22 protein-coding genes are annotated in these 23,471 nt (G+C 60.6%); 6 read left to right on the top strand and 16 right to left on the bottom strand.

The window, feature by feature from the left end; translation table 11 throughout:
- Nucleotides 1–10: 10 nt before the first annotated feature.
- The 5 genes from IPK09_05285 to IPK09_05265 all read right to left on the bottom strand — a co-directional run bounded on the left by IPK09_05285 (nt 11) and on the right by IPK09_05265 (nt 4,338).
- The gene (locus IPK09_05285; GenBank protein ID MBK7983031.1) at nt 11–412 is read right to left on the bottom strand and encodes an NfeD family protein; all 402 of its coding nucleotides are present in this window, start codon (nt 410–412) and stop codon (nt 11–13) included.
- Nucleotides 413–468: 56 nt separating this feature from the next.
- Nucleotides 469–1,401: an SPFH/Band 7/PHB domain protein gene (locus IPK09_05280; protein ID MBK7983030.1), complete on the bottom strand. Its 933-nt coding sequence runs from the start codon at nt 1,399–1,401 to the stop codon at nt 469–471.
- A gap of 21 nt (nt 1,402–1,422) precedes the next feature.
- The gene (locus tag IPK09_05275) at nt 1,423–2,850 is read right to left on the bottom strand and encodes a hypothetical protein (protein MBK7983029.1); all 1,428 of its coding nucleotides are present in this window, start codon (nt 2,848–2,850) and stop codon (nt 1,423–1,425) included.
- A gap of 17 nt (nt 2,851–2,867) precedes the next feature.
- On the bottom strand, nt 2,868–3,443 hold the full coding sequence (locus IPK09_05270) for a DUF1285 domain-containing protein (GenBank protein MBK7983028.1): 576 nt from the start codon (nt 3,441–3,443) through the stop codon (nt 2,868–2,870).
- 214 nt (nt 3,444–3,657) lie between these two features.
- Nucleotides 3,658–4,338: a lytic transglycosylase domain-containing protein gene (locus tag IPK09_05265; GenBank protein ID MBK7983027.1), complete on the bottom strand. Its 681-nt coding sequence runs from the start codon at nt 4,336–4,338 to the stop codon at nt 3,658–3,660.
- A gap of 806 nt (nt 4,339–5,144) precedes the next feature.
- On the opposite strand from IPK09_05265, the gene IPK09_05260 reads away from it, so the two are divergent.
- A complete protein-coding gene (locus IPK09_05260) occupies nt 5,145–5,708 on the top strand; it encodes a cob(I)yrinic acid a,c-diamide adenosyltransferase (GenBank protein ID MBK7983026.1) in 564 nt (187 codons plus the stop codon).
- A gap of 24 nt (nt 5,709–5,732) precedes the next feature.
- On the opposite strand, the gene rlmKL is transcribed toward IPK09_05260, so the two are convergent.
- On the bottom strand, nt 5,733–7,940 hold the full coding sequence (gene rlmKL, locus IPK09_05255) for a bifunctional 23S rRNA (guanine(2069)-N(7))-methyltransferase RlmK/23S rRNA (guanine(2445)-N(2))-methyltransferase RlmL (GenBank protein MBK7983025.1): 2,208 nt from the start codon (nt 7,938–7,940) through the stop codon (nt 5,733–5,735).
- Nucleotides 7,941–7,944: 4 nt separating this feature from the next.
- Nucleotides 7,945–8,433, bottom strand: coding sequence for a Cys-tRNA(Pro) deacylase (gene ybaK, locus IPK09_05250; GenBank protein MBK7983024.1), 489 nt, complete (start codon nt 8,431–8,433; stop codon nt 7,945–7,947).
- Nucleotides 8,434–8,781: 348 nt separating this feature from the next.
- On the opposite strand from ybaK, the gene IPK09_05245 reads away from it, so the two are divergent.
- Complete coding sequence (locus IPK09_05245; GenBank protein ID MBK7983023.1) at nt 8,782–9,375, top strand: DUF882 domain-containing protein; 594 nt, start codon at nt 8,782–8,784, stop codon at nt 9,373–9,375.
- Nucleotides 9,376–9,448: 73 nt separating this feature from the next.
- Here the strand turns inward: IPK09_05245 and IPK09_05240 are convergent, their stop codons facing one another.
- The 4 genes from IPK09_05240 to IPK09_05225 all read right to left on the bottom strand — a co-directional run bounded on the left by IPK09_05240 (nt 9,449) and on the right by IPK09_05225 (nt 13,366).
- Nucleotides 9,449–10,726: a TRAP transporter large permease subunit gene (locus tag IPK09_05240; GenBank protein MBK7983022.1), complete on the bottom strand. Its 1,278-nt coding sequence runs from the start codon at nt 10,724–10,726 to the stop codon at nt 9,449–9,451.
- Entirely contained in the window at nt 10,723–11,295 is a 573-nt protein-coding gene (locus IPK09_05235; GenBank protein MBK7983021.1) for a TRAP transporter small permease, read from the bottom strand. The genes IPK09_05240 and IPK09_05235 overlap by 4 nt, the downstream gene beginning before the upstream one ends.
- Nucleotides 11,296–11,365: 70 nt before the next feature.
- Nucleotides 11,366–12,358 carry a TRAP transporter substrate-binding protein gene (locus IPK09_05230; protein MBK7983020.1) on the bottom strand — a complete coding sequence of 331 codons (993 nt, stop codon included), beginning with the start codon at nt 12,356–12,358 and terminating at the stop codon, nt 11,366–11,368.
- A gap of 165 nt (nt 12,359–12,523) precedes the next feature.
- Entirely contained in the window at nt 12,524–13,366 is an 843-nt protein-coding gene (locus IPK09_05225; protein ID MBK7983019.1) for an ABC transporter permease, read from the bottom strand.
- Between the two features lie 93 nt (nt 13,367–13,459).
- Here IPK09_05225 and IPK09_05220 point away from each other — a divergent pair, with 93 nt between their 5' ends.
- The 4 genes from IPK09_05220 (at nt 13,460) to IPK09_05205 (ending at nt 18,233) form a co-directional block, all read left to right on the top strand.
- Nucleotides 13,460–14,746, top strand: coding sequence for a CoA transferase (locus IPK09_05220; GenBank protein ID MBK7983018.1), 1,287 nt, complete (start codon nt 13,460–13,462; stop codon nt 14,744–14,746).
- Between the two features lie 39 nt (nt 14,747–14,785).
- Nucleotides 14,786–16,012 (top strand): CoA transferase, encoded by a 1,227-nt coding sequence (locus IPK09_05215; GenBank protein ID MBK7983017.1) that lies wholly within the window; start codon nt 14,786–14,788, stop codon nt 16,010–16,012.
- A gap of 70 nt (nt 16,013–16,082) precedes the next feature.
- Nucleotides 16,083–17,003: a CoA ester lyase gene (locus IPK09_05210; GenBank protein ID MBK7983016.1), complete on the top strand. Its 921-nt coding sequence runs from the start codon at nt 16,083–16,085 to the stop codon at nt 17,001–17,003.
- A gap of 9 nt (nt 17,004–17,012) precedes the next feature.
- A complete protein-coding gene (locus IPK09_05205; GenBank protein ID MBK7983015.1) occupies nt 17,013–18,233 on the top strand; it encodes a CoA transferase in 1,221 nt (406 codons plus the stop codon).
- On the opposite strand, the gene IPK09_05200 is transcribed toward IPK09_05205, so the two are convergent.
- From IPK09_05200 to IPK09_05180, 5 genes are all read right to left on the bottom strand, one after another.
- Nucleotides 18,230–19,180: an ABC transporter ATP-binding protein gene (locus IPK09_05200; protein MBK7983014.1), complete on the bottom strand. Its 951-nt coding sequence runs from the start codon at nt 19,178–19,180 to the stop codon at nt 18,230–18,232. The genes IPK09_05205 and IPK09_05200 overlap by 4 nt on opposite strands.
- A 27-nt stretch (nt 19,181–19,207) precedes the next feature.
- Nucleotides 19,208–20,245, bottom strand: coding sequence for an FAD:protein FMN transferase (locus tag IPK09_05195; protein ID MBK7983013.1), 1,038 nt, complete (start codon nt 20,243–20,245; stop codon nt 19,208–19,210).
- 113 nt (nt 20,246–20,358) lie between these two features.
- Nucleotides 20,359–21,243: a CoA ester lyase gene (locus IPK09_05190; protein ID MBK7983012.1), complete on the bottom strand. Its 885-nt coding sequence runs from the start codon at nt 21,241–21,243 to the stop codon at nt 20,359–20,361.
- 104 nt (nt 21,244–21,347) lie between these two features.
- Nucleotides 21,348–22,763, bottom strand: coding sequence for a hypothetical protein (locus IPK09_05185; protein MBK7983011.1), 1,416 nt, complete (start codon nt 22,761–22,763; stop codon nt 21,348–21,350).
- The gene (locus IPK09_05180) at nt 22,760–23,173 is read right to left on the bottom strand and encodes a hypothetical protein (protein MBK7983010.1); all 414 of its coding nucleotides are present in this window, start codon (nt 23,171–23,173) and stop codon (nt 22,760–22,762) included. Before IPK09_05180 ends, IPK09_05185 begins: the two co-directional genes overlap by 4 nt.
- Nucleotides 23,174–23,471 lie beyond the last annotated feature (298 nt).

The raw sequence follows: 23,471 nt of genomic DNA, 5'->3' as shown, positions 1-23,471 counted from the left end.
GGGAGGGTTATCAGCCCGGCTCTTCCACGACAATGCCTTTTAAGAGCACCCCTTCGGCTCCGATGATGCGCAGCCGGGTGCCGGCGGGACAATCGCGTTCCACCGCGACTTTCCAGGTGCTGTCATCCACCCGGATTTTGCCGTGACCGTTGATGATCGGAGCATCCAAAGTGAACACCCGTCCGACGTATTGGTGGCCGCGCCGGTTGAGCAGAGGGTCTTCAGTAGGGGTCGGGTGTCGCCGCAGTCGAAGTTGCCACGCCACGATGGAGCCGACCGACAGCACCGCAAACAGTAACACTTGATAGGTCCAGGCCATCTCCGGCGAAACGGTGAGCGCTAGGCCCACCAGCAGCGCCGCTACCCCCATCCACAGAAAAAAGAACCCCGGCGCGATGGATTCGACCGCCATCAGCACCACGCCGAGCAACCACCAATTCCAATAGGACGGTTCCAACAGCCAAGCGCTCACGAGCGTGCCCCCGGTTTGCCGAGCGCTTCCTGGGCCAGTTCGGCGACCCCGGCCAAAGTTCCGACCAACCCCGAAGTATCCAACGGCAACAGCAATACCTTCTGGTTGGGGGCCGCCGCCAATTTGGCGACCGCCTCCACGTATTTTTGCGCGACGAAATAATTGATCGCCTGCACGTTGCCCTTACCGATGGCTTCCGACAGCATCAGGGTGGCGCGCGCTTCGGCCTGCGCCAAGCGTTCGCGGGCTTCGGCATCCCGAAACGCCGATTCCTTGCGGCCTTCCGCTTCCAGGATCGCTGCCTGTTTCTGGCCTTCGGCCGCCAGGATCGCCGCCTGCCGCTCGCCTTCGGCCACCAGGATCGCCGCGCGTTTGTCGCGTTCCGCTTTCATCTGGCGCGCCATCGAATCGACCAAGTCCTTGGGCGGCGCGATGTCCTTGATTTCGATACGGATGACTTTGACGCCCCACGGAGTGGTCGCCTCGTCCACCACCACCAGCAGACGGGCGTTGATTTCGTCGCGCTTCGACAGCAGCTCGTCGAGGTCCATGGAGCCCATGACCGTGCGGAGGTTGGTCATGGTCAGATTGAGGATGGCGAATTCCAGATTGTTCACCTCATAGGCCGCTTTTGCGGCATCGAGAACCTGGTAGAACACCACGCCATCCACGCGGACGATGGCATTGTCCTTGGTGATGATCTCCTGTGAGGGGACATCGAGCACCGTTTCCATCATGTTCATTTTTTGGCCGATGCGATCCATGACCGGAACGATGAAATTCAGCCCCGGCTTGAGCGTTTCGATGTAACGGCCAAAACGCTCCACCGTATATTCCATGCCTTGCGGCACCGATTTGACGCCCAGAAAAATCAAAATGGCGGCTAAAATCGCCAATCCGACCACAAATGCGGGAAAGCCTTGCAACATACTCGACTCCTTGCGGGGTTATCAGCGCTTTACAATGATGCCTGAACGAGCATCCAGGATCACGAACAGTGGCGTATCGTCGTCCGCCCACGCCACGATTTGCCAGAATGGCCGCCCGCCTTCGAGATACAGCGAAGCCGAGTCCGGCGCGAGTTTTTTGCCGTTAGCGCCGCGTGCGAGGGCAGTTTGAGCGGTGGGCAGCACGCTGTCCAGATCGCGCAGCCAAGGATCGAAGCGCAGCGGCGCGAGCGGCGCGGTTGCGGTCAGTTCTTGCCATTCACTGTCATCGGCCGCCTGCTCGAACTCCCGTTCCGTGGCGGTCGCCGCCAACGTGCCGGCCATCGGATCGAGCAGGATATCGAAACTGCAATACCGACGGATCCGGCGTTGGGCGTGATCGGCGTGGCTTTTGAAAGAGTAACGGAACTCTCTAGGAAAGGGGCTTATGGCAGAGACATCGAATTCCACCACGACGCTTTCCAGTACCGCGCGCCCATCGGTTTGTTGGGCTAACGGCCAGACGTATTCGTATCCGGCGCGAGCGCCGTCGATGGTAGTGACCGCCGTCAACGGTTGGCGGAAGACCTCGATCGACGGTGCGCCGCCAGCGAACTTTGCCACGTCCAAGCCATTTTTGGCCAGTAGCTGACGCGAGCGCCGGTCGGCGGCCCACAAATATAAACTTTGCAAAGGCCACGCTTGCCGCCAGGCGCTGGTCAGTGCGGCCCACGGCCGCAAACGGGCGCTATCACCCCGCGGATCCAAGCGCAGCCAGCCTTGCTTGATGAGTGCCTGAATCTCCCGGTTACAGCGCTCGGTCAGCAGGTTGGCGGGGTCGCGGCTGGCGCCTTCGGTTTTTGGCGCGGCGGCCTGGGGCAAGCGCTCCACGAGATCGCGGTGCAAGGCGTACAAGGCTCGCGGCTCCCAAATGTCCTTCAACTGGATCCGAGCCAGATAGGCCGGCGCGGGCAAACTGTAGGGTAGGTTCAGATTGGTGGTGACCAGCAGCCGTCCGTCGTGGAAGTCAGTCGAGAATTCGACGAATTGCCTGCCCGGACGCACGGGGATGTCGATGGCGGCATACGCGGCCAGAGCGCCGGTTTCCAAATCAGGATGTTTCAGAAACCGCAGCCAAAGCACCCCGTTGCAGATGAGTTCGTCACAGCGAAAATCGCTTTGGGTGACGAAGCCCGCGGCGGCCAGGGCGTCGGCGACATCAGTGAACGCGATCCAGGCCGCATCTGGTAAATCCGGTTCCCGAACGGACGTGAAGCGGGGGCGCAACGGCAGTTTGATTCGCAGCAAGCCCGCCGGAACCCCGATCAACAGTTGCGGCAGCAGAGCGAGCGGTGCGACGAGCCATTTCAACAGGCGGATGAACAAAACCAGGGTATAGGAGAGCAGCAGGACGAGCCAGCGCAGCACGGGATTGAAAAAGGAATAGCGCACGCAGCGTCCCTCGCGGCTCAGGACTCCTCGTCCAAGCGGCCCAGGGCAAAAAACTCTCCCCGACTCCACACCCCGTAACAGCGACCTTCCGACGTGTTTCGTTCCTCACCCAGCTCGGTCAATTCCACGAAGACCGCGCGGCTCAACAACGCTCGCAATCGGCCGCGAACGTGCAGGTAGGGCGAAGGCTCTCCGCCGGGTTTGCGGTACTCGACGACCAACGGATGATCGGGTCCGGCGGTGAGGGTGTTGCCGACATTGGTGGTGAAGGTCAACACTTGGCTGGAACCGACGCCGGTGGCGTCGACGCGAATGGCCACGAAGGGGGCGTCTTCCACCTGGATGCGCCATTTTTCCACCGGTGTGACCAGATAGTGGTAACCGTCCTCATCGCGGCGCAAAATCGAGGCGAACAGCCGGACCAACGCTTCGCGCTGGAAGGCGGTTCCTTCATGATACCAAGTACCATTCCGGGCGATACGTAGGTCCATATCGCCGCTGAGTGGAGGGTTCCAGCGATCTACGGGCGGCGGCGGCCGTTCGGCTGCAAGTTGCTCGGCCAGGACCGCGGGATCGGGTTTGGATGACGGCATGGCAATGACACTGGTGGTGCGGCTTCATTCTATAGTAGATGAAGCTAAGCCTACCCGCGATGCCTAGCCTGTGCTAGCCCAGATGAAGGGCCAAGGCGATCTTTTTGGAGTGGGGAAAGGTGGCTGGATTAAAGACCCCTTCTCTCGGCATGAGAGAAGGGGAGAGCGGCGGTAAGCCGTGGTTCTGCGTTAGGCTTTCAGGCGGGCGTGCTGTTTAACCGGTGGTCGTTGCCCGCTGCAAGTCGCGATAGATGCGCATGACCCGATCCGCATAAGAGGAGCGGGTTCCCAGGCTGCCGTTGTAGTTGAGCAAGGCGCGCCGCAAGTTGCCGGAATGGTTGTTGAGATAGATCGTCAGAATCTTCGAGCCGGTATGAATGTTCTTGGCGGGATCGAACAGCGCGCGGGAACCCCCGATTTCCTTGACCTTCTCCCGATGTGGTCCCGGCATCACTTGCATCAGGCCCCGAGCACCAACCCGGCTCACGGCGCGTTCCTGAAACGTGGACTCTACCGCGATGATGGCCAGGATCAACTCTGGTTCCAGTTGATGGCGGCTGCCGTTATCGATGGCTTGCCGGACGATATTGGTCGCCTTTTGTTCGGAAATACCATACTTGCTTTGAATATGTCGGGATAGATTGGCGAGTTTGCTTTGTTGGGCGGGTTCGACTCCGGTGGGATCGGGCTTGGAATCAATGGCGGGCGCCGTAGCTACCGGAGCCGTGCTGGCTGGAGCCGTGCTGGCTGGAGCCGTAGCTGCTGGAGCCGTGCTGGCTGGAGCTGTTGCCGGCGCTTCGAACGTTGATGGCGTTACCATGGCGACCTGGGCAGGTTGCTTGTTTTCGTTTTGCCCGGTGGCCTGATCCGCCCAAACCACTGCGGGCGCTAGCATGACTGCACACAATAAGCCCGATTTCAGGGCTTTGCTAAATCGCTCTTCGGCGATTTCCGCGACTACCATATAACCTCCGTCATATCAGTACGAACTGATAGTGCTTGATGGGTCGGTATTCCCACGAGCGATGGCTTGATCGCTTGAGTCCGACCGAATCGCTCCGGTCGCTACAGACCCGACCTAAGCAACTCCGGTTACTGGCCTGCCTGCCGGTTTCCGGTGTCGCCTGACGTTCCTAAGCCAATCATCAGTAGTCCGGATTGGCCTGTGGCAGGAACATATTGCAATACAGCATTACCTCATTATGAAAGCACAATAAAAAAATGTTTTGCAAGTATCTAATTAACAAAAAAATATTTTCATCGAGAGCAGGGCATTATTTTTGATCACTGCTTATTAGTAAAAAATTATTTAAAAAACAGATTGTTATTTTTATTTTTGTTTAGAATGATAAAAAGAGATAAATTATATATTTAACAACGAGATAGAATTTTTATATTCTTTTACAAATAAGATTTGTTGTCGGCTAGCAATAAATTTTGACCGCGATTGATTGCCGGTCGAGGTGTGTAACAATTTATTTTAATATTAATTAATATAAATCAATAGCTTATAGAAATGGCTACAATTTATTTAACATATTGATTTTAAAATTTAAACCTTTAATAAATATACAAATTGAATATTGATCAAATAAGCGATGCAAGATCCTTTGGGCGAGGAAGCCAGCGCGGCGGCATCCGACCCGAAGGTCTGTAGTAGTACAATGCGAAGTCTGACAACTACGGTAAGGTATAGCGGCAATGGGTAACCGACTTTCCAAGATCTACACCCGTACCGGTGATGACGGCACCACCGGTTTGGGGAACGGCGAACGGGTGGCTAAGGACAGTCTGCGCATCGAAACCATCGGGGCGGTGGACGAATTGAATTGCGCCATCGGCCGGGTGTTGGTGCACGATCTGCGCGACGCCATGCGGGAGTGCCTGCAAGCGGTGCAGCACAAGCTGTTCGATCTGGGCGGGGAATTGAGCATTCCGGGCTATCAGGCGATCAAGGGCGAGGATGTGGAGCGCCTGGAATCGGCCTTGAACGATTTTAACGCCCAACTGCCGCCGCTGAAGGAATTCATTCTGCCAGGCGGCGGCCGGGCGGCGGCGGACTGTCACATGGCTCGTGCGATTTGTCGCCGGGCCGAACGGCGGCTGGTGTCGCTAGCCAGCGAAGAGGACGTCGGCGAGCACGCCCGCAGGTATCTGAACCGGCTGTCCGACTTATTGTTCGTGCTGTGTCGCATCCTCGCCCGCGACGAGGGCGGTGTCGAAGTGCTGTGGCGCAACCCCGCCCGCAGCTCGAACGCGACTTAAGTCGAGGCTACTTGCCGCAGTGGTTCAGAGCCGGCTGATCCGCCAGCATTGGTGAATTTTAGGGTCGCGCGCGAAATCGAGCGGCAGGGTACGCCGGCTCCACTCCTCGAACGCCAATTCCGGCAATCCGGCGCGATCCAGCCGAAAGTTGCGCTGGTTGGTCGAAAATAGCAAAACGCCGTCGGGCGTTAATAGACGAGCGGTTTGGCGCAGCAACGCGACATGATCGCGCTGGATGTCCAGAGTGCCGTCCATCCGCTTGGAATTGGAGAAGGTCGGCGGATCGAGAAAGATGAATTCATACCTGTCCCGCGACTGGGCCAGCCATTGCCGGCAATCCGCCTGAATCAAGGCATGTTGCGGGTGATTAAGGCCGTTCAATTCCAGATTGCGCCGCGCCCACTCCAGGTAAGTGGATGACAGATCGACCGTGGTCGTACTGAGGGCGCCGCCCAGCGCGGCCTGAACCGTGGCCGTGCCGGTATAGCCGAACAAATTCAAGAAGCGCTTGCCGGCCGCCAGTTCGCCGATCAACTGTCGGGTAAGACGGTGATCGAGAAACAGGCCAGCGTCCAGATAATCGGTGAAATTGACCCAAAACCGCGCCGGTCCTTCCCAGACCTCATGAAAGCGCCCCTGCGCGGCGAATTTTTGATATTGGCTGGCGCCTTTCTGGCGTTGCCGGGTTTTCAGGAAGACGTTTTCCGGCGGTAACTCCAACACCGCCGGCAGCGCCGCCAGCACCTGTTCCAGCCGCTCGCGCGCCCGGCGGGGATCGACGGTGGCGGGTGGCGCGTATTCCTGTACGTGCAGCCATTGTTGGTAGCGATCCACCGCCACCGCGTACTCCGGCAAGTCCGCGTCGTACAGGCGGTAGCAGCTGATGCCTTCCCGCCGCGCCCACCGTCCCAGATGGCGCAGGTTTTTGCGCAGGCGGTTGATGAAGCCTTCGGCCCCGAGGGATGAGGCCCGTTCCAGCGCGCGGGCGCGTTGGTCCGCCACATGTTCGGCCATTCCAGCCAGCGCGTGGTGCACGCGGGCGCGTTGGTCCGCCGCGTCCCGATCCACGAAAAAGGCCGGTTCAACCCGAAAGCGCAACAGGCGGCATTCCAGTGGGCCGTTGTAAAAAACATGGGTTTTTTCGGCGCGCAGACCCATTCGTTTGGCGAGTTCGGGATGACCGGTGAACACCGCCGCCCGCCAGCCGACGAAGCGCGCTTTCAGATGATCGCCGAGCTGGTGGTAAAGCGGTCCCCAGTCCTCCTGCTCGCCCAGCCGTTCGCCGTAAGGTGGATTGGCGATCAGCAAGCCAGGGGAGCCGCTCGGAGGAACGAGGTCGGTCAATTCGCGGCGTTCGATGCGGATGCGGTCGGTGATTCCGGCGTGTCCGGCGTTGCTGGCGGTCGCTCGCACCGCCTTGGGATCGCAGTCGCTAGCGACAATTGACGGAATCCGGGCCTGGCCGACCGCGCGCCGCTCGCTGGCCTCCGCCAGCAGCCGATTCCAAAGCGCCGGGATATGACCCAGCCAGCCGCTGAAACCCCAATGGCTCCGCAACAACCCCGGCGCGTGATCGCCGGCGATCCAGGCCGCTTCGATGGCCAGGGTGCCGGAGCCGCACATCGGGTCAAGCAGAGGGCCGGCGGCGGCGGCAATGGCGGGCCAGCCGGCCTTAAGCAACAAAGCGGCGGCCAACGTTTCCTTCAAGGGCGCCGCCACCGTGGCTTGACGGTAACCGCGCCGGTGCAGGCTGTCGCCGGACAGGTCGAGGCTGAGCGCGGCATGGCCGTCACGCAATACGGCATGAAGCCGTAGATTCGGCCGGTGGCGGTCCACGCTCGGCCGCTGGCCGCACCGGTCTCGAAAACGGTCGACGATGGCGTCCTTGATCCGCAGCGCGCCGTAATGGCCGTGGTCGATGCCGGAACCGGTTCCAGTGAAATCGATGCAGAGGCTACCGTCCGGACTTAAATGATCTTCCCAAGGAAAGCTGCGTGCGCCTTCATACAGCGCATCCGCCGAAGGAGCCGGAAATTCGGTCAGCGGCAACAGGATACGGCTGGCGGTACGCGACCACAGACAAGCGCGATAGGCGAGTTCCAACGATCCCTGAAAGCGGATGCCGCCGCGCATCGGCTTGGGATCGCCGGCCTCCAGCGCGGTCAGCTCGGCCGCCAGCAGCGTTTCGACGCCGGCCGGGGCGGTCGCAAAAAAGCTCAGTCGCTCGCTCATGACTTCAATCCGCGATCGCGATGTCGACGAGTGTCGGCGCCAGCAGGCGCTGAAGTTCGCCAGGACTCAAACTGACCAGAAAACCCCGCTTGCCGCCGTTTAGGTAAATCAGAGGTAATTCGAGAATGCTGGCCTCCAGATAGACGGGCATGGCTTTGCGGGTGCCGAAGGGCGAGGTGCCGCCGACGAAGTAACCGCTGTGCTTGTTGGCCACCGCCGGATCGCAAGGGGTGATGCTTTTCGCGCCGAGCGCTCGCGCCAGTTCCTTGGTGGATACTTGGCGATCGCCGTGCATCAGCACGATCAAGGGTTGGCGGCGGTCGTTTTCCATGATCAGGGTCTTGATGATGGCATGTTCGTGCACGCCGAGACAGCGGGCGCTGTGCGCGGTGCCGCCGCGCTCTTGGTAACTGTAGAGATGGCCGCTGAAGGCGACATCGTGCGCGTGCAAAACGCGGGTGGCGGGAGTGACCGGAAATTTTTCTTTGCTCATAAACAGCGCTCGATTTTATTTTGTTGTTAATTTGGATTATTAATACAAGTTGTTTTTTTAAAACATTCAATTATCTATTATGATAATAACGAGCGTATCGCGCGGGTGACCACGAGTGAACAGCATATTGTTTGAATAGGTTTTTTATGGCTTATTCCATCGCTCTTCCAGATTTCCATAATGATAATTTCCTGGGAGTTAAGGGATTCTTTAAAAACAGCACAAAGGATTAGCGGGTCGGATTTGTTGCTTGAAGACAAAAATCTTTTTATGCCACAACCGCTTGCTTTGTGAAAGCCAATTTGTTTAGAGTTAAAAAAACCCAAATTGCTGAGAGGGCGGTAGGAAATGCGAGCCGATGTTGCGCTTCAACCGAGCAGCAAACAAGACCAAGAACAGCCGGATCTGAACCGGCGCAGCTTTCTGAAATGGGCGGCCGGTGGCATCGGCGCCTTGGCCATCGCGCCGGATTTACTGCAAGCGGCTATCCTGAGCGAGCGCTATCTAATTTTTTATAATCCCAATACCGGCGAAAACATTCGCCAAGTGTATTGGACGCCGCGCGACGGCTATATTCGGGACTCCATCGGTCAAATCAGTTGGGCCTTGCGCGACCATCATAACGATCAGGTCCGGCAATTCGACGCGGGGGTCTTGGATCAATTATACGCGTTGCAATTGCAAATCGGTTCGGGCAGTCCGATTCATGTCATCAGCGGCTATCGCTCCCCGTCCACCAATCGGATGTTGGCTGAAGGCAGCAGCCGGGTGGCGCGCAACAGCTACCACATTCAGGCCATGGCGCTCGACGTGCGCACGCCGGGCGGACGGATCTCCGATCTCTACCGCGCGGCTCGCTCGCTGGGTGCGGGCGGGGTCGGCTACTATCCGCGCTCCAACTTCATCCACATCGACAGCGGGCCGGTGCGGTATTGGAGCTGATTCGATACGGTCAGGTATCAAAACAACAGGGGCGGCTTTTAGCCGCCCCTGTTGTTTTAGCGCAACTCAACGATTAGAACAGCAGTTGCGGCAAGAACAGACTGACTTGCGGGATGTAGGTGATGATGATCAAGAAGCTCAGCATGATCATCAGCCAGGGAGTCGCGGCTTTCACCACATCCCACAACGGCATTCCGGTGACGCCGGAGGTTACAAACAGGTTCAAGCCGACCGGCGGCGTGATCATGCCGATTTCCATGTTTACCGTCATGATGATGCCCAAGTGAATCGGGTCGATGCCGAGTTGGGTGGCGATCGGGAAAAAGATCGGCGCCAGAATCAGCAGGATCGACGACGGCTCCATGAAATTGCCGGCGATCAGCAGGATGATGTTGACCACGATCAAGAACTGCCAGGGCGCCAGACCCCAGCCGACGATGGTTTCGGCCATGGTCTGCGGGATGCGCTCGGTGGTCAGGACGTGGGCGAACAGCATGGCGTTGGAGATGATGAACAGCAGCATCACCGTCACCTTGCCGGCTTCGCCGAAGACGTGCGGCACGTCTTTCCAGGTCATGTCCTTGTGGATGACCATGGCGACGAAAAAGGCGTAAACCGCCGCCACCGCCGCCGCTTCCGTCGCGGTGAAAATGCCGCCGTAAATGCCGCCCATCACCACGATGATGAGACCCAGGCCCCAAATCGCATCCTTGGCCGCCACCATCAATTCGCCGAAGGTGGCGCGCGGCTGGGTCGGAATCTTGAATTTGCGGGCGGTAATGTAGATCGCGGTCATCAGCATCAGACCGAGCAGGATACCGGGGATCACGCCGGCCATGAACAACTGGCCGACCGAGGTTTCGGTGGCCGCGCCGTACACCACCATCACGATGGAGGGCGGGATCAAAATGCCCAAGGTGCCGGCGTTACAGATGATGCCGGCGGCGTATTTTTGCGGGTAGCCCGATTTGACCATCGCGCCGATCACGATCGAGCCGATGGCCGCCACCGTGGCCGGCGAGGAGCCGGACACCGCCGCGAACAACATGCAAGCCAAGACCGAGGCGATCGCCAGCCCGCCGTGCAGGTGGCCGACGGCGGCGATGGCAAAGCGGATCAGCCGCCGGGCCACGCCGCCGGTGGTCAGAAAGGCCGAGGCCAGAATGAAGAACGGAATCGCCAGCAGCGTGTAATGCTCCATGGTGTCGAACAGCTTGAGCGACATGGACGCCAGCGAGTCGTTGGTGAAAAACAGGATGGTCAAAATGCTGGCCAGACCCAGGGAAAAGGCGATCGGCACCCCGATGATCAACAGCGCGAACAGGACGATGAACAAAAAGGCGGTGGTCATGGGGCTTTCTCCTGGCGGGGATGGGCGGCGTCAGGATGCAGGATTTCGGAGGTTTCCACCGCCTCGATGGCCTCGCGCGCTTCATCGGCCAACTGCAAGCCCGCCTGTTTGCCGAGCAAGGTGTTCCAAGCCACTTGCAGCAGGCGAATCAGCGCCAGCAACAAGCCGACCGGCAACATGACGAACGGAATCCAGCGCGGGATCGGCAAATCCTGGGCTTCGATGCCGATGGAATACAGTTTGTAGACGTATTGCGTCGCGCCCACCAGCAGAATGATGCAGTAGGCGCAGCAGCACAGCACGCCGATCAAGCCGACGATGCGGCGCAAATGCAGCGGGAACTGGCGCACCACCACGTCGATGCCGATGTGCGCGCCCACCTTGATGCCGTAGGAAATACCGAACAAAACCAGCCAAGCGAATAAATAGGTGGTCAGCTCCAGCGCCCAGCCGAAGCCGGTGCTGAAAAAGTAGCGGGCGACCACCTGACTGAAGGTGATGACGGTCATCAGCGCCAAGAGCAGCGCGATGAAGCCTTCCTCCAGATGATGAACGGCGCGTGTCAACATGAGGCGTTCTCCAGCGCAAGCACGAACGAACCTCCCCGCCCGTCAGGGCGGAGAGGGCTAGAGCGTGGGGTCAGGGCTTGTTGGCCGCGCGGGCGGCATCGACGACATCCTTGCCGATCTTGTCGGTGAACTTCGCGTAAACCGGCTCCATGGCTTTTTGCCAGGCCGCGCGCTGCTCGGCGCTGAAGGGCAGGATTTGGGTCTTGCCGGAATCCTTGATCTTCTGGCGGTCGCCGTCGTTCAAGGCGCTGGAGGATTTATTCACCTCGACGGTCACCTCGGCCAGGATTTTTTCCAAAGTCCCGCGCACGTCCGCCGGCAGATCGTTCCAGAATTTGGCGTTGGCGACCACCATGTAGCCGAGGTAGCCGTGGTTGGATTCGGTGAAGAACGGTTGGACTTCAAAGAATTTCTGGGAATAAGCGTTGGACCACGGATTTTCCGCGCCGTCGACCACGCCGGTTTCCAGGGCTTGATAGACCTCGGCGAAGGCCAGCTTCTGCGGCACGCCGCCGACGGCCTTGAATTGCGCTTCCAGAATGTCGGAGGCTTGAATGCGGAATTTTAGACCCTTGGCGTCTTCCGGTGCTTTCAAGGCTTTCTTGGCCGAAAGCTGCTTCATGCCGTTGTCCCAATAGGCCAAGCCGACCATGCCTTTCTTGGCGAGCGAATTGAGGATGCCCTTGCCGGTGGTGCTGGTGTGGAAGCGGTGGACCGCCGCGATGTCGTCGAACAAAAACGGCAGATCGAACACCTGAATCTGATCGGTGTAGCGGTCGAACTTCGACAGCGACGGGGCGATCAACTGCACGTCGTTGAGCAGCAGCGCCTCCATTTCCTTGCCGTCGCCGAACAGTTGCGAGTTGGGAAACACCTCGACCTTCACCTTGCCGGCCAGCCGTTCCTCGGCCAATTTCTTGAACATCAGCGCGCCCTGGCCCTTGGGGGTGCTATCGGCCACCACGTGCGAAAACTTGATCACGGTTTGGGCGTTGGCGATGCCGGTCAACAGGGCTAATGCGGCACCGCCGAGCAAGGCGCGGACGATTGAATGACGGTACATACGGGGTTCTCTCCTTTGCGGTTTATCTATTGCGCGTTTAACAACGATCATTTAAAAGGGCCGGCCGCGTGGCGGACCGAGCCTGAAATAAGAATAGAAGAAATAATGAGAAAGGCGCGAAAAATGGAGGACGGGCGGCGGCTTTTAACCAGGAGCGAGCGGATTTCAACTGCGGATGCCGGTGCCGCGTTTGAGCAACCACAGGCTGTAGCCGAATAAAACAGCGACGAATAATAAAATAATGGCGAAGGCGACGGCCATGTCGATGTCCGAAACGCCCAAAAGCCCGTAGCGGAAGGCGTTGATCATGTACAAGATGGGGTTGAGCAGCGACACGTCTTGCCAAAACGGCGGCAGCATTTTGATGGAATAGAAAATCCCGCCCAGATAGGTCAGCGGCGTCAGCACGAAAGTCGGAATCAGGGAAATATCGTCGAAGCTCTTGGCGAAAATGCCGTTGATCAAGCCGCCCAACGCGAACAGCGTCGCGGTCAGCAGCATCACGGCGAAGGTCAGCCACAAATGATTCCAATGCAGGCTGGTGAAGAAGGCCGAAACCGCCGTGACCACCGCGCCGACGGCCAGCCCGCGCAGCACGCCGCCGCCGACGAAGCCGAGAACGATGATGGCGTTCGGCAACGGAGACACCAGCAATTCCTCGATGTGGCGCTGGAACTTGGCGCTAAAAAACGACGACACCACATTGGAATAAGCGTTGGTGATCACCGCCATCATAATCAGGCCCGGCGCGATGTATTGGGTGTAGGAAAAGCCGTCCACCGGACCGAGCTGGCCGCCGATCAGCTTGCCGAAGATGATGAAATACAAGGCGGTGGTGATCGCCGGGGGCAGCAGGGTCTGAATCCAAATCCGCAGAAAGCGCAGCGTCTCCTTGATCAGGATGGTTTGCAGCGCGATGAAGTGCGCGCGCCAACTCCCGCGCGAAGGCCGTTCGAGGATCACGGTGCATTCTCTCGTTGAAAATATGGATGACCTACTATACTGCATGGAGAACTCCTCGACATGGCCCAACCCGCGCGGTCATGACGCAAAGAGGAGCGCCCGCGACAGAGTCCGCAACACAACATTTTGGAAATCACCATGTCAGACGAAACGATCGAAACGGCCGCCGCGCCTGATGCCTCGGACCCGCCGCAACCCTCGCCGCACCCCGCGTCCGACGCCGAACCGAAACTGCCGATGAGCGGAATTCGGGTGTTGGACCTCGGCACCTTTTTGGCCGGCCCGCACGCCGCGTCGGTGTTGGGTGAATTCGGCGCGGAAGTTTTGAAAATCGAACATCCCATCGCCGGCGATCCGATGCGCCGCTTCGGCACGCCGACCAAGCGCCACGACGCCACCCTGGCGTGGCTGAGCGAGGCGCGTAATCGAAAATCCGTCACCATCGACCTGCGCCAGCAGGAAGGCGTCCAACTGTTCTTGCGCCTCATCGAAAAATCCGACGTGCTGATCGAGAATTTCCGACCCGGCACGATGGAGGAATGGGGGCTCGGCTGGCCGCGCCTGCAAGAAGCCAACCCGCGCCTGGTGTACTTGCAGGTGTCCGGCTACGGCCAGACCGGACCGTACCGCCGCCGCTCGGGTTTCGCCCACATCGCCCACGCCTACGGCGGCCTGTCGTACTTGGCCGGCTTTCCCGGCGAGACGCCGGTGGTGCCCGGCACCGTGCCGCTCGGCGACTATTTTTCCAGCCTCTATGGGGCCATCGGCATCATGATGGCCTTGCGCCACCGCGAAAAGACCGGGCGCGGTCAGGTGATCGACATCGCGATTTACGAATCGGTGTTCCGGCAACTGGACGAGATCGCCGCCTCCTACGGCCTGTTCGGCAAAGTCCGCGAGCGGGAAGGCTCCGGCAGCTTCGTCGCGGTGCCGCACGGGCATTTCCGCACTCAGGACGATAAATGGGTCGCCATCGCCTGCACCACCGACAAGATGTTCGAGCGGCTGGCCGAGGCGATGGAGCGGCCGGAACTGGCGTCCTCGGCGCTCTACGGCCAACAGCGCAAGCGGCTGGCGGCGCGCGGCGAGGTCAATCAGATCGTGACCGAATGGGTGGGCTCGCTGCCGCGCTCCGAGGTGTTGGAACGCTGCCTCAACTGCGAGGTGCCGGTCGGCAAGCTCAACAGCATCGCCGACATCTTCGAGGACGAACACTTTCAGGCGCGCGGCAATCTGGTCAAGCTCGAAGAGCCGGGGCTGGGCGAGGTGGTGATTCCCGGCGTGGTGCCTCGGATGTCGGCCACGCCCGGCCGCATCACCAATCTGGGACCGTCCTTGGGCGATGGCACTTATGAGATCATGCGGGAACTGCTCGGTCTGTCGCCCGATGAAATCAAACATTTGCGCCAGCGCAAGATCATTTGAGCCGCCGGTTCGAGCCCACGAGTTCCAGGAGCGTCATCCATGACAACGCCTACCAACGACGAAAATTTGCCGCTGTCCGGCATCCGGGTCATCGACGTGGCCACGGTGATCGCCGGGCCGTATTGCGCCGGCATCCTCGGCGAATTCGGAGCCGATGTCCTCAAGGTCGAACACCCGATCGGCGGCGACATCTGCCGCAAATACGGAACCCCCACCCAGCGCGGCGACACCTTGGCGTGGCTCAGCGAAGCGCGCAACAAAAAATCGGTCACCATCGACCTGCACCGCCGCGAGGGGGTGGAGGTGTTTAAAAAGCTGATCGAAAAAGCCGACGTGCTGTGCGAAAACTTCCGGCCGGGCACCCTGGAGAAGTGGGGTCTGCCGTGGGAGACACTGCGCGAAATCAATCCGGGCCTGATCATGTTGCGGGTCACCGGCTACGGGCAAACCGGCCCTTACAAGGACCGGCCCGGCTTCGCCCGCATCGCCCACGCGGTCGGCGGCATCGCCTATCTGTCGGGGATGCCGAAAGGCACGCCGGTCACGCCGGGCTCGACCACCCTGGGCGATTATCTGACCGGCATCTACGGCTGTCTCGGCGTGCTGATGGCCTTGCGCTATCGGGAGCAGACCGGCATCGGTCAATACATCGACGCGGCGCTGTACGAATCGGTGTTCCGCTGCACCGACGAACTGGCCCCGGCCTACGCCATGTTCGGCCAAGTGCGCGAGCGCCACGGGCCGACCCACAACGATTTCGCCTGCCCCTACGGCCATTTCCCGACCAAGGAAGACGGCAAGTGGGTCGCCATCGCCTGCGCCACCGACAAGCTGTTCGCGCGCTTGGCCGAGGCGATGGGCCGGCCGGAACTGGCCTCGTCCAGCCTCTACGGCGATCAGAAAACCCGCTTGGAAAACCGCCACGACGTGAACGAAATCGTGCGCGACTGGTGCGGGTCGCTGACCCGCGATGAGGTTTTGAAGCGCTGTAACGCCACCGGCGCGCCGGCGGGGCCGTTGAACAACATCGCCGACATCTTCGGCGACCGCCAGTTTCACGCCCGGCGCAATCTGGTGTCGGTCGATGTCGAGGATTTGGGCGAGACCGTGATCGTGCCGAACGTGATCCCCCGCTTGTCGGAAACGCCGGGACGAATCCGCCACCTCGGCCCCAAGCTCGGCGAACACACCGATTTAGTTCTGACCGATTTGTTGGGGATGAGCGCGGACGAAATCGGCGAGCTGCGCAAGAAGCGGGTCATTTAATTCTCAACCGCGCGCCCGTCGCCGCCGGTTCGAACGGCGACGGGCGACCGTTTTTTTGGAGAGCCATCCGATGAGCGAAAGACTGGAACGCTCGGTGCTGCTCGCGCCGGGCTCCAATTGGGGCATGATTCAAAAAACCGCCGCCGCAAAGGCCGATGCGGTCTGTATCGATCTGGAGGATGCGGTCGCGCCGGAAGAAAAGGAGACGAGCCGGGGCAACGTGATCCGGGCTTACCGCGAATTGGATTTCGGCGGCAAACTGCGCATGTTCCGCATGAACGGACTGGACACGCACTTCGCCTACCGCGATCTGGTCGAGATCGTCGAGGCCGCCGGCGACCGGATCGATTTGATCGTGGTGCCGAAGGTGAGCCGGCCCGAGGACGTGCATTTCGTCGATACCTTGCTCGGTCAAATCGAAAGCTACAAAGGCTTTTCGAATCGGATCGGCGTCGAGGCATTGATCGAAACCGCGCAGGGCTGCGTCAACATCCGCGAGATCGCGGCCAGTTCCGAGCGGCTGCAAGGTTTCGTCTACGGTCCCGGCGACTACGCCGCCTCGGTGCGGATGCCGCTGGAATCCATCGGCGAGTTGGACGAAAACGACAAGCTCTATCCGGGGCACCGCTGGCACCACGTCATGCACTCCATCGTCAGCGCCGCCCGCGCCTACGACAAGCGCGCGGTCGATGGGCCGTTCGCCGGCATCAAGAACCCCGAAGGCTTGCAGCAAGCGTGCAGGATCGCCCGCGCGATGGGTTTCGACGGCAAATGGTGCATCCATCCCAGCCAGATCGAAACGGTCAATCAGATTTTCGTGCCGTCCGAAAAGGAAATCGCCTGGGCGAAGTTGGTGCTGGACGAATATGAAGCCGCGCTGCGCGAGGGCCGGGGCGCGATCAGCGTCAAGGGCAAGATGATCGACGTGGCCTCCTTAAGGATATGCCGCACCATCGTCGAGCGCGCCCGGCTGGCTGGATTAATCAACTGAGAGTTTTTTATGGCGAAGATTTTGGAAGGATTGCGAATCGTCGAAGGCACCGCGTTCGTGGCGGCCCCGCTGGCGGGAATGACCCTGGCGCAGATGGGCGCGGAAGTCATCCGCTTCGACCGCATTCGCGGCGGCCTCGACTATCACCGCTGGCCGGTCACCCACGACAACAAAAGCTTGTTCTGGGCCGGCTTGAACAAGGGCAAGCGCTCCTTGGCGGTCGATGTCAGCACGCCGCGCGGCCAGGAAATCGTGACGCGCCTGATCTGCGCGCCCGGTCCCAACAACGGCATTTTCCTGACCAACCTCCGGGTGCGGGGCTGGATGGATTACGAACATCTCAAGCAGCACCGCGAGGATTTAATCATGCTGACCGTGCTGGGCACCCGCGACGGCGGCCCGGCGGTCGATTACACGGTGAACCCCAGCGTCGGTTTTCCCTACGCCACCGGACCGGAAGGCTCCAGCGATCCGACTTGCCACATCTTGCCGGCTTGGGATTGCATCACCGGCCAGATGGCGGCCTTGGGCTTGCTGGCCGCCGAACGCCACCGCCGCTTGACCGGCGAGGGCCAGTCGGTGGAAATCGCCCTTAAGGATGTGGCGCTGGCGATGCTCGGCAATCTGGGCATCATCGGCGAGGTGATGGTCAATCACGTCGACCGGCCCAAGTACGGTAATTATCTGTACGGCGCTTACGGCAACGAGTTCGACACCGCCGACGGACGGCGCGTCATGGTGGTCGGCCTGACCCGACGGCAGTGGGACGGCTTGTGCGCGGTGACCGGCCTCAAGGCGGAATTCGACGCGCTGGGCCAGCGCTTGGGGCTCGATTTGAACCGCGAGGGGGACCGTTTCAAGGCGCGCGAGGAGATTACCGCGCTGCTCAAACCGTGGTTCCTGGCGCGCACCCCGGACGATTTCGCCGGTCCGTTCGATGAGAGCGGGGTCACATGGTCAGTGTTTCGCAGCTTCAAACAGGCGGTGACCGAAGATCCGGATTGCTCGACCTGGCATCCGATGTTCGATCTGGTCGAACAGCCGGGCATCGGCGAATATCTGGTGCCGGGTTCGCCGTATGCCTTCGGCAAGAGCGAGCGCCAGCCGCCCCAACCGGCTCCCGCTCTCGGCCAGCACACCGACGAGATTTTGTCGGACCTGCTCGGCATGAGCGACGTGGAAATTTCCAAGCTCCACGACGATAAAATCGTGGCCGGGCCGCGCCGCTAACCCGCTTCCGCCGCCGTTCGGGCGGCGGAGTCGCTTTTATCCACCAAGCGCACGAACAGCTCCTCCAAGCGGTTGACCTTGTTGCGCAGGCTGAGCACGGCGACGCCGCGCGCCGACAGTTGCTCGAACAGCGCGTTCAGACCGCGATCCTTGGACACGTCCGCCTCCAGGGTGAAGGCGTCCAGCCGCCGCAGCGGATAGCCGGCCACCTCCGGCAGTTCGGCCAGCGGTCGGGCCAGATTCAACACGAAGGTTTCCAGGTGCAGTTGGCCGAGCAAGGCGCTCATCGGACCGTTTTGCACGATCAAGCCCCGGTCGATGATCGCCACTTGCCGGCACAGGCTTTCGGCTTCCTCCAGATAGTGGGTGGTCAGGATGATGGTGGTGCCGCGCGCGTTGATCCCGCGCAAAAATTCCCACATCGAACGGCGGATTTCGATGTCCACGCCGGCGGTCGGTTCGTCCAGAATCAACAACTTCGGTTCGTGGACCAGCGCGCGGGCGATCATCAGCCGCCGCTTCATCCCGCCGGACAGTTGCCGGGCCATTTCCCGGCGCTTTTCCCACAAGCCCAACTGGCGCAGATACGTTTCGGCGCGCTGGAAAGCCAGCGGCCGGGGGATGCCGTAATAACCAGCTTGATTGACCACGATTTCGAGCGCCGGCTCGAACTGATTGAAGTTGAACTCCTGCGGCACCAAGCCGATGCAGCGCTTGGCGGCGGTCAGCTCCGCGTCGATGTCGTGGCCGAAGACCTGTACGGTTCCGCCGGTTTTGCGCACCAGCGAACAGATGATGCCGATGGTGGTGGATTTGCCCGCGCCGTTGGGGCCGAGCAGGGCGAAGAATTCGCCTTCCGTGATGTCGAGATCGATCCCGCGCACGGCCTCCAGGCCGGTGGCGTACACTTTTCGCAAATTGCGCAGAGTCAGGGCGGAGGGGTTCATGCGGGGTCGGGCGATCCGGGGTTGACGCTACTGGGGTAGCAGGAAAGGCGCGAATTCGAGTGTGTGTCGCTCTTCAAGGCGTCGGCCGTCAGGACTGACCAGGATGAAAAAAGCGGCGATCCCCCGCTCGGCGGCCAGTCGGAAACCGGCTTCCGCACCGGCCGCCATCAAGGCGGTGTCGGCGGCGTCGGCATTCAAATCCAGCCGGTCGATCACCGTCACCGACGCCACGGTTTGCGGCACGGGCCAGCCGCTGCGCGGGTCGATGATGTGCGAGTAGCGCCGGCCGTCTTGTTCGAAAAAATTGCGGTAGTCGCCGGCGGTGGAAACGGCGCGATCGCCGATTCTAATCAGGCGCTCGACCGCGCGCTGGCCGGGAGTCGGTCGCTCGATGGCGGCCGTCCAGGGTTGCCCCTGGCCATTATGCCCCTTGGCGCGTAAGTCGCCGCCGATGGACACCAAATAATTGCCGACGCCCGCGCCGTCCGCCAGTTCGGCCAGCCGGTCCACGCCGTAGCCCTTGGCCAGGGCTGAAAGATCGACGTAGAGATCGGCGCGCTCTTTCCTCAACGCCGGCGGTTCGGCGCGGGCGTGCAGCCGTTTGAAACCGACCCGCTCGCGCGCTCGGCGAATTTCGTCCTCGGGCGGTATTCGATCCTGACGCGGTTCCGGTCCGAACCCCCACAGATTGACCAGCGGCCCGACGGTGATGTCGAACGCACCCTCGGTCAAAGCGCTCATCCGCAGGCCTTCGGCGACCACTTGATACAGTTCGGGTGAGACCGCGACCCACTCGGTGCTGGGGCTGCGGTTAAAACGCGACAGTTCCGAATCCGGATCATAGGTGGACATTTGCCGGTTAATCCGCGCCAGCAACGTTTCCGCCTGTTGCTGGAAGTCGGCGGGAATGGTTTGTCCCGGCGCGGGAACCAGTTTGAGTTCGTAGCGGGTGCCCATGGTGGAGCCCGTAATCCGTACCGTCGGATCGGGCGGCTCGGCTCCGCACGCGACCAGCAGAACGCAGAGCGGCAACAGAACCAGTAGCCGAAAGCAGGCATGACGCATCGGAGGCTAGCGAACCGAGGTTGAAAATCGGCCAACAAAGTTTCGCCCGCCGGTGCGGGATAAGCTGTCACGCGGCGGGCGGAGTGAAGTGCGGTATTCGCGCGACGTTACGCTCAGTTGCTCGAAGCCTCCATCGCGGTGATGGCGTCGGCCATGCTGACCACGCGGCGGGCGCTTTCGACGTGCAAATTTTCGATCAGCTTGCCGTCGACCACCACCACGCCCTCGCCGCGCGCCGCCGCTTGCGCGTGCGCGTCGATGATCTTGCGCGACCACGCCACATCTTCCGGCCGGGGCGTGAACACCTTGTTGCAAGGGCCGACCTGCTTGGGATGGATCAGCGTCTTGCCGTCGAAGCCGAGTTCGCTGCCTTGCTTGCAGGCGAATTCGAAGCCGCTTTCGTCGTTCAAGTCGAGATAAACCCCATCGAGAATGGCGAGCCCGGCGGCGCGAGCGGCCAGCAAGCACAACCCCAGCGAGGTCATGAATGGCAACCGCTCGTGAGTGTGGGTGCAGTCCAACTCCTTGGCCAAATCGGAGGTACCCATCACCAGACACTCCATGCGCGGGGTCGATTCGGCGATGCGCTGCGATTCCAGCACGCTGCGCGGGGTTTCCATCATCGCCCAGATCGTCATCGACTCGGGCGCGCCGTTGGCGCGCATGATCGCTTCCATGTGGCGGATGGCGTCGGCGCTTTCCACCTTGGGCAACAGCAAGGCGTCCGCGCCCGATTTTGAAGCGGCGGCGATGTCCTCATAGCCCCATTTGGTGGACAAGGCGTTGACGCGAATGATGAGTTCTCGCATCCCAAAACCACCGGCGGCCACGGCCTCGCACACCTGCTTGCGGGCGATTTCCTTGGCGTCGGGAGCGACGGCGTCTTCCAAATCCAGAATCAGGCCATCGGCGGGCAAAGACCTGGCTTTTTCCAGAGCGCGGGCGTTGGAGCCGGGCATGTACAGCACACTGCGGCGCGGGCGAGCGGATTTAGGCATCATCTTTCTCCTTGGAGTGGTTTTTAAGTTATGGAATTTACCGCTTGGAATAGCGGGAATTTTACACTCCTCGCCACCATAAGGAGAGAGGTCGAGCGTACAAGTTAGCGCGGCGTCGCTACGGCGCGAAAGCGGTGGCCGCCGAGCCGCAATAGCAGGAGCAACAGCAACGTGTTGCCGAGCAGCAGATAGAGGTTGTAGTTAGGCAAGGCCAGCGGCACGAACTTTAGCTCCACCAGCAGCACGCCCAGCGAAGCGATCAGCAGATAGACCGCCACCAGTCGGTTGGTGGGGCCAGCTACAGCGGTGGCGAGACCTTGGCGAATGCTGAGCAGCGACAGGAACAGCAGCGGCACGATGCCGATGGAAAAAACTTTATAAGCGATCAGCAGCGATGGGATGATGGCTTGCAAGCGCAGCGCGAAGCCGGTAGCCAGCACCGCCGCCAGCACCATGCAACCGCGAATGATCCAGACCTGGGCGGCCTCGTCCGGCGCGCGGCCGACCGCGCGCAAGCCGTGGACGATCACATCCCGTCCGAGCAAAGTGCCGGTGGTAATCAGAATGATATCGGCACCTGACAGCGGGATGGACAGCAGCGCCACCAGTACGAAGTCGGCCAGCGCGCCACTGAAGAACTGATTGACCAAGGTTTGAATGGTGAGATCCGGTTTGGCGACGGTAATAATGCTCTTGGCCAAGATTCCGATGGCGACGATGATCAGCGAAATCGCCACGATTAAAGCGCTGGCGAGCAGCAGGCCACGTCGGGCGCTGGCGATGTCACGAGCCAGGAAAATCCGCGAGTACATATCCGGTCCGAACCAATAAGACAAGCCGACCGGCACGAACACGCCCAAAAACAGGCTAAAGGTGAAGGCATCGTCGAAGCCGAAATGCAAGCTGAGCGGCGGGTGCGCCCCGGCAGCCGCGGGCGCGGCGGTCAGACACAATCCCAGCAGCAGGGCCAAACCGGCCACCATGACCAGCACTTGCAAGAAGCCGGTCTTGACCGTGCCGGCTTGACCGACTAGCAGGCTATAGGTTGTGAAGATCAGGGTAAACAGCGCATATCCCCAGGTTTGACCGCCTAAAAATTGGGTCAGGATGTTGCCGCCGGCGATGATCTGTCCCGCCAGCACCATCAACCAAGCCAGAAACAGCACGGTGCTGACCAACAAACGGATATTTTCGCCGAACACGCGGGCGATGATATCGCCGATGGTGTAGCCCTTGACCCGCCAAACGGTATCGAGAAAGGTGTAGGCGAGCACCACCAGGAAAATCGCCCCGGAGAGCGTCCACCAAATCGCGTTCAGGTTGTATTGATAGGCGTAGCCGGCCAGGCCAAACACCGAGGACGCCCCGAAAGCCAGCGCCACCAGCGACATGCCGACGCTGAAACCACTGGCTTGCCGGTCGTAGACCACGAAGCCGTCCAGACTGGCGCCGCGATGTTTGAGCCAGTGCTGAAAGCCGATGCCAAACAAAAGCAGGATATAAAGAATCAGCCAGATCATGGGGGCGGTTCGTCGGGTGGTTTTGGGTTTGGAGGAAGGTGCCCGCAGGCTTTTGCCACCCAGTAAGTAGCCGCTCGGGTTGCGAAAAAACCGATCAGCAGGGGAATGGCCAGTTGGTTGACGATGAAGAAATCCGCGATGGACTGCAAGCCTGTGAAGCCGGGAAGGTGCGAGCGTAAAAACAGTAGATAAGCGAGCGCCAGCCAGAAACCCACCGCGTCCAACAGCACGGCGATGATAATGCTCCACAGCGAAAAGCCCGCCGCCAGAACGAACGCGGTCCACATCGCCAGGGTACTGACGATCAGGCTCGCTATCGCCACTCGCTTGCGCCCGGTGTGCCAATAAAACCAGGGGCTTTTGAAGCGATCTAGCTTATCGAGCGCGAACGCTCGCCACATCGATTTCATGGGCTTAGCGCGGGTCCGGCGCGTTAGGCCGCCCGCCGTGAAGCGCCGGCTCGCACCAGGAGCGCGTCATCCGACTCGGCACCCATCATCTCCGTGCGCTCGGTTCAGGCAAAACCGATCTCGACGCGCTTGTTGCGCTTGCCCTCGCTGCGGACGCGCGGCACCTTGACGACGCATTGGGGGTATGGCCTGGGCGTTGGGGATCGGGTGTCGAAAAAAGGGTTTATGGCGCTCATCGCGGGGGCGGCGGATTATCGTGGATCGAGGCGTTACGGCGGAAAGCCCGGTGCTTGCCGGT

The sequence above is a fragment of the Candidatus Competibacteraceae bacterium genome, from assembly GCA_016713505.1.
Lineage (GTDB): Bacteria > Pseudomonadota > Gammaproteobacteria > Competibacterales > Competibacteraceae > Competibacter_A.
Note: the sequence above shows the minus strand (reverse complement) of the source record. Positions and strands in the feature narration are given on the sequence as shown.